The 431-nt window shown below is 70.3% G+C and carries 1 protein-coding gene; it reads left to right on the forward strand.

Features of this window, described 5'->3' with window-relative positions; translation table 11 throughout:
* Positions 1 to 431 (forward strand): RHS repeat protein (locus BKD30_RS15160; protein ID WP_162493838.1); only part of this gene is annotated, 431 nt, incomplete at both ends.

Genomic DNA, 431 nt, shown 5'->3' on the forward strand with positions numbered 1-431 from the left:
CACCGGTACCGGGGTGATCGTGACGTACGGGTACGACCGGAACGACCGGGTGGTCTCGACCTCCTTCTCCGATTACACGCCGACGGTGCGGTACACGTACAACGCCCGGGGGCAGGTCACCAGCCGGGTCGACTCCTCGGGCACCACCAGCTGGGGCTATGACCAGGCGGGCCGGTTGGTTTCCCGGGCGAACACGGCCGGGGGCGGGACCATCGGGTACGGGTACGACAAGGCCGGGAACCTGGTGTCCAAGACCGACACCCGGGGCACCACCCGGTACGCGTTCGACGCGTCCGGAACCCCGGTGTCCCTGTCGTACGCGACGGCTGGTGGGGGCACCGCGACGACCACGTTCGCCACGGACGACCGGGGCCGGCGCACCGATACCTGGTTGGCGTCGAGCCAGGCCAACACGGTGTGGGCCGCGCACA

It is taken from the genome of Tersicoccus phoenicis (assembly GCF_001968835.1).
Lineage (GTDB): Bacteria > Actinomycetota > Actinomycetes > Actinomycetales > Micrococcaceae > Tersicoccus > Tersicoccus phoenicis.